The 6,685-nt window shown below is 42.7% G+C and carries 5 protein-coding genes; all 5 read left to right on the top strand.

Annotated features, from left to right (window positions below; genetic code table 11):
• Positions 1 to 880 (top strand): uroporphyrinogen decarboxylase (locus VLN09_RS08615; protein WP_325245611.1); only part of this gene is annotated, 880 nt, incomplete at its 5' end.
• Between the two features lie 45 nt (positions 881 to 925).
• Positions 926 to 1,993 carry an N-acetyl-gamma-glutamyl-phosphate reductase gene (gene argC / locus VLN09_RS08610; RefSeq protein ID WP_325245609.1) on the top strand — a complete coding sequence of 356 codons (1,068 nt, stop codon included), beginning with the start codon at positions 926 to 928 and terminating at the stop codon, positions 1,991 to 1,993.
• A 104-nt stretch (positions 1,994 to 2,097) separates the two neighbouring features.
• The gene (locus tag VLN09_RS08605; RefSeq protein WP_325245607.1) at positions 2,098 to 2,982 is read left to right on the top strand and encodes a hypothetical protein; all 885 of its coding nucleotides are present in this window, start codon (positions 2,098 to 2,100) and stop codon (positions 2,980 to 2,982) included.
• Between the two features lie 136 nt (positions 2,983 to 3,118).
• A complete protein-coding gene (locus tag VLN09_RS08600) occupies positions 3,119 to 3,526 on the top strand; it encodes an ATP-dependent Clp protease adaptor ClpS (RefSeq protein WP_325245605.1) in 408 nt (135 codons plus the stop codon).
• Positions 3,527 to 4,094: 568 nt separating this feature from the next.
• Positions 4,095 to 6,635: an ATP-dependent Clp protease ATP-binding subunit ClpA gene (gene clpA / locus VLN09_RS08595; protein ID WP_325245603.1), complete on the top strand. Its 2,541-nt coding sequence runs from the start codon at positions 4,095 to 4,097 to the stop codon at positions 6,633 to 6,635.
• The last annotated feature ends 50 nt before the right edge of the window (positions 6,636 to 6,685 follow it).

Genomic DNA, 6,685 nt, shown 5'->3' with positions numbered 1-6,685 from the left:
TTTGTTTAGTGATATTTTGACCATTCCTGATGCGATGGGCTTGGGTCTCTATTTTGAAGCGGGTGAAGGTCCCAAGTTTAAACATCCTATTCGTCAGCAGGCTGATTTGGATAGATTGCCGGTACTTGATGTCAATGACTCTCTTGACTATGTCATGCGCGCAGTTACTAGTATTCGTACCGCGCTTAATGGGCAAGTGCCGTTGTTTGGCTTTTCTGGTAGCCCATGGACACTTGCCACTTATATGATTGAAGGCGGTAGCTCAAAAGATTACCGTTATACCAAAGGCTTTTTGTATAGTAATCCTGAGTTTTTACATCAATTGTTAGACAAACTGGCAACGTCTGTGATTGATTATCTTGATGCCCAAGTGGTTGCTGGTGCGCAGATATTACAGATCTTTGATAGTTGGGGCGGCGCGTTAGGCCATCGTCAATTTATTGATTTCTCACATGCTTATAATAAGCGCATTGTCGCTGAGTTAAAGGTACGCCATCCTGAAGTGCCTGTAGTATTGTTTACTAAAGGCGGCGGCTTGTGGCTTGATATTCAAGCAGATAGTGAAGCGGATGCGCTAGGATTAGATTGGACGATGCCTATTGATCGTGCCCGTCAAGTATTAACCGAAAGTCAGCGTCAGTTAACCAAACAACATAAAAAGCTACAAAGTAGCAAAGCCATTCAGGGTAATTTAGATCCCGCGACTTTATACGGTTCGCCTGCAACCATCCGTGCTGAAGTCAATGCCATGCTAGATAGCGCTTATGCCAATGGCGAAAAGACTGGCTACGTGGCAAACTTAGGTCATGGTATTACCCAGTGGGTCAATCCTGATAATGCCAAAGTATTTATCGATGCGGTACATGACTATAGAATTTAGAAAGCACTTCAAAAAGTAACACGAAAAATAAAAAAGGGATATCTTATGATTTCAGCAGCGATTGTTGGTGGCACAGGCTATACGGGTATTGAGCTGATACGTTTATTGTCTGCCCATCCTGAAGTGTCTATTGATTTGCTAACCTCGCGTAGTGAGGCGGGCACTCGTGCTGATGAGATATTCCCAAGTTTACGTGGTATATCAGATATTGTATTTAGCGACTTAGGGGATAAGACGCTTGAGGCATTACAACAGTGCGATGTGGTATTTTTTGCTACACCGCATGGCGTTGCAATGAAGCAAGCAGAAGCGCTTACTCAAGCTGGGGTAAAAGTAATTGATTTAGCTGCTGATTTTCGTTTGCAGTCATTGAGTGACTTTGAACACTGGTACCAACAGTCGCATACTTGTCCTGAGTTATTAAAAACCGCTGTTTATGGCTTACCTGAAGTCAATCGCGACAAAATAGCTAATGCTTTGGTCGTTGGAAACCCTGGTTGCTATCCAACCACGGCTATCTTGGGCCTAAAACCAATTATAGATTTGCAGAACCAACAATCAGTGGCGTTGGTTGAATCACGTATTGTTATTGATGCCAAATCTGGTGTTTCTGGTGCCGGTCGTCAAGCAAGTCTCGCACTTAACTATGCTGAAAGCACAGACAATTTTAAGGCATATAGTGTAGAAGGTCATCGCCATTTGCCAGAGATTGAGCAGGGTGTTGCACAGTTATTAGACAGTAAATTTAGCCATCGTATCCGTTTTTTGCCTCATCTTGTGCCTATGATACGTGGTATGTTGAGCTCTATTCATATGGAGCTGACTGACGCCGGTGCTTTGATAGATTGGCAACAAGTATTTGAAGAAAGCTATGCGTCCGAGCAGTTTATTGACGTGATGCCAAAAGGGGTGTATCCAGATACTCGCAGTGTGCGCGCTAGCAATCGGCTACGTATTGCGGTGCATCAAGATAATGAGCGTGCCGAATTGACTGTTATTGTTGTGCAAGACAATTTGGTCAAAGGAGCAGCGGGGCAGGCGGTGCAAAACATGAATGTCATGTTTGGGTTTGATGAGTCTATTGGTTTAAACTTCGCGCCCATCGTACCTTAACGGATGTTTGGTTTTTTGCTAAATCATTGCTATTTATGATGCTAGGTATTGATTATAAATTCCGCTATAATAACTTGCCTTCCCTGTTAAGAGATACTGTCTAAATGCGTTTTAAAAGTGTACTACGCTTTTGCTCACTGCCAGCACGCCCATCGTGCCAAGAATCTGTTTCGTATGAATTGGAGCGTAGCTTACATTGTTCATCGCTATATTCTGACAATCAGCGTAGTGTTACGAAGCATTACAGCATTGCTCGCTCGCAGCAGGGCGCTTCCACATTGGTGTTAGCGTTATTTGTGATTGCGATATTAGTAACGGCAGTTGTCGCGCTAGTATTTGGTCATAAACTTGGTTATCAACGTGGCTATCATTCAATGCAAACAGAAACTAAGCAAGCGATTATTACCAGTAAAGAGTCGCTACAAGAGCTAGAAGATTTGCGTGTCAGTCATAAAATCGCCACCAATCAAGTGGCTACTGCCAAACAAGAGCTCGAAATAAGTTTGGCAAATATCAAAGAGTTACGCGAAAATCAGCAAGCTTTGACGGTCGAAAATAGACAAGTGGCGCAGCTAAATGACCTCTATGCTGAGATTGTTAGTGAAAAAGGCGGTCTGCCTTTACAGATCTTGGGAGCAAAAATTGAACCCTTACCTGAGAATGCCTTTGAGTATGGCTTTGATGTTGCGATGCTCGCAAGCGACGGTAAGGCCAAACGTTTAAAACCAACGCTGACTTTACTTGATGATGATGATTTTGTAGAAGTGCCATTAGACCCAGTCAGCTATACCATTGAAGGTGTGACGCGTATTCGTGGTCGCTTTATGATGCCAGCAGGTTTCAAACCTTTGCAGGTTAAGCTCAACCTAAATGCTGGTGGGCAGGAAATCGAGCAGTTGTATGATTGGAAGCTTGGTGCTAAGGTTGATAGCATGCCACTATCACTTTTAGATTTACCAGAAGTTGATGAAAGCCCTATTAAACCTTAATGGTCGTCAAAGCAGGTAGCCGGCTGCTTAGTGGTGCTCTGCTTGCTATTGTTAACACTCTTTTATATCTTTATTCTCTTATATTCTTATAAAGATAATTATTCATGAAACCTAGCCATTCATCTGTGTTCTAATTATGATAAAACAAACGATAGCAGCAGCAACGCCAGTCACATCGGACTGGCATTTTCCTAATATGCCCATGCGCCTTGCGCAAATTGGCACGCCTGAAGGCGAAACGACCCCACATGCTGATGTATTGGTGGCAGAGCCAGAAGTGGCCAAGCCGCCTATGTATGCTGTGGTGATGTATAACGATAATTATACGCCGATGGAGTTTGTCGTCTATATTTTACAGTCTGAGTTCCATCATAGTATGGATTCGGCGGTTGAGATTATGCTGACGATTCATAATAGCAGCAAAGGTATTGCAGGTATTTATCCCAAAGATATTGCTGAGACCAAAGCCAAAAAAGTTAATAGTCTTGCCCATCGTGAAGGGTACCCATTATTGACCCAAATCGAGCCGCATCAAGGCGAGTAGTTTTTATTTTTTTAAGCGCTCATTTTTTTAAGCGAACCATATTTCGACGTCATACCTTTGGTTGTATTAACTGTACTCAGCCCTCCAATATTTTTAGAACAAATGTAATCAAGCAAATTAGAGCAAGTGCTATTAATCAACTTGTTCTAAAACGCTTTCTTTCAAATCGAATTAAGTCCTCTCTTTACCGTAGCCTTCGTTATTACTGCCTGTCTTTATTCTATCTTTGCATTATACAAATCTCTTAATAATGTGTAGCTTTTCTACATGAGCGCTAGCCTTTCCACACGACTATTATACTTTCTACATAAATACTATCAGTGAAAAAAATGTGGTTGGGACACTTCGATACATTTTAATATGCGTTAATAGATTGACTATACTTGAGTATCATGTTGATATAAAGAGAGGTAGGAATCAGGTCTCAGTCATGGAAGCCAGTATTTCATCACACTATTTAATAATACTCAGATTGCCCTTGAACAATGCAGCTATCGCCCTGATTTACTTACTAACTCATTTATAAAGCTATCAATTATAAAGATAGGCACAACCGTAGGAATTCCTTATGTTAAGTCGTCATCTTGAAGTTTCTTTGCGTTTAGCAATGACCCTTGCGCGCCAAAAATCGCATGAGTATCTCACTGTTGAACATCTCTTACTGGCACTCTTAGAAAATACGCACGCTGCCAATACTTTGACGGCCTGTAATGCAAATGTCTCAGCGCTACGTAGTGAGCTTGAGGCTTATATAAATAAGCATACCCCAACGGTCGATCCGGATACGGAGCAATCGCCACAGCCAACCCAAAGTTTTGACCGTATTCTGCAACGTGCGATTTTTCATGTACAATCTATCGGCGGTGGTCGCTTGGTTGAAGGATCAGATATTTTGGTCTCGATGTTTTCAGAACATGACACTTATGCTGTGTATTTACTCAAAAAACAGGGCATCAGTCGTCTTGAGCTGACTCAGTACTTATCACATGGTCAAGATAAAGATGAACCTGCTGAGCCGCGCGCTTCTATGACGGGTGAGCGCCGTAGTAGTGCTTCAGAGAAAACCAGTAAAGATCCCTTGGTTGAGTTTGCGACCAATTTAAATCAGCGTGCTGCTGAAGGCAAAACGGATCCATTGATTGGACGTGGTCCTGAGATTGAGCGAGCAGCGCAAGTATTATGTCGTCGCCGTAAGAACAATCCATTGCTAGTCGGTGAGCCAGGCGTTGGTAAAACCTCTATCGCTGAAGGTTTGGCGTGGTTAATTATCAATGACAAAGCACCGAAACCATTGAATGGCTGTGTGATTTATAGCCTTGATATTGGTTCGTTAATCGCTGGTACTAAGTATCGCGGTGATTTTGAAAAACGCATGAAATCGCTCCTTGATGCACTTAAGAAAAAGCCCAATGCTATCTTGTTTATTGATGAAATTCATATGATTATTGGTGCAGGATCATCAATGAGTAGCAATATGGATGTCTCAAACCTCATTAAGCCAGCACTTGCCAACGGTGAGCTGCGTTGTATCGGTTCGACCACTTTTACAGAGTACCGTCAGGTATTTGAAAAAGACCACGCTTTATCACGTCGTTTCCAAAAGATTGATGTTAAAGAGCCAAGTGTTGACGATACGATCGATATTTTACGCGGTCTTAAACCACGTTATGAAGAGTTCCATAATGTTGAATATACCGATGAAGCCTTGGTCACCGCTGTGAAGTTATCAGCGAAACATATTCATGAACGCTTTTTACCCGATAAGGCAATCGACGTTATTGATGAGGCAGGCGCTTATAAGCGTTTGGGCATTGTGGCTGATACAGATGATATAGAAGCAGAAGAAAGCTTTATTGCTACGTTAGAGCAAGACTTTGATGCACAGATTGACGATGATGGTCTTGATGTTGACACTTATAGTGATAACGAAATGCAGGATGAAGCAGACACTGCGAAAGCCAATGACCGTGCCAAATTGACTGATAATAAAAAGTCAAACGTCAAACGTGCACCGATAAAAATTGATGTGGCGGATATCGAAGCTATTGTCGCCAAACTTGCGCGTATTCCACCCAAGTCAGTATCAAGTGATGATAAGAGTATTCTTCAGCACTTAGATCGTGATCTTAAGCACTTAGTGTTTGGGCAAGATGAAGCTATTGCAACCTTGGCAGATGCGATTAAATTGTCTCGTGCCGGTTTAAAAGCACCAGATAAGCCAATCGGCTCATTTATGTTTGCCGGTCCGACAGGGGTTGGTAAAACGGAAGTCTCTCGTCAGTTAGCAAACTTATTGGGTGTTGAGCTGGTACGTTTCGATATGTCAGAGTATATGGAAGCGCATACCGCCTCACGTCTGATTGGTGCACCTCCGGGCTACGTTGGTTATGATCAAGGTGGGCTATTGACTGAAAAAATCAATCAGCATCCGCACTGTGTGTTATTGCTTGATGAGATCGAAAAAGCACATCCAGACGTCTTTAACTTGCTACTGCAAGTGATGGATCATGGTACCTTGACAGATAATAATGGTCGCGTCGCTATCTTTAAGCAAGTCATCGTTATTATGACCACCAACGTCTGTGCGGATAGTATCAGTCGCTCGTCTATGGGCTTCACAGAGCAAGATCATAGCCGTGACAATACCGAATCGCTCAAGCGTGTGTTTACGCCTGAATTCCGTAATCGCCTTGATGCAATTATCCAGTTCAATCCGCTTGATACCTCAGTCGTTGTATCCGTGGTTGATAAGTTTTTGGTTGAGCTACAAGTTCAGCTTGATGATAAGCAGGTTACCTTAGAAATTGATGATGAGGTGCGTGATTATTTAGCTAATAAAGGCTACGATCGCTTAATGGGTGCCCGTCCAATGCAGCGTTTGATTCAAGACGAAATCAAAAAGCCATTGGCGAGTATGATTTTATTCGGTGACTTGGTCAATGGTGGGGTCGTGCACCTAACTTTGGAGCCTGAACAAACAGATGGGCAAGATAGTAGTATTGTGAAGCTCGATAAGGCTTCTGATAAAGGGTCAGCGGACAGCCGTATTATATTGACAGTCGTTGAGACGCATGAGCCTCATCCAGATTCTGAGTCGTTAGCCAGTTAGTTTACTTGTTGTACTACTATCAAAACGGTTACCCTGTTACTGCGGTAGCC

This window comes from Psychrobacter sp. (assembly GCF_035469765.1).
Lineage (GTDB): Bacteria > Pseudomonadota > Gammaproteobacteria > Pseudomonadales > Moraxellaceae > Psychrobacter.
This window is presented reverse-complemented; position numbering and strand designations above follow the sequence as displayed.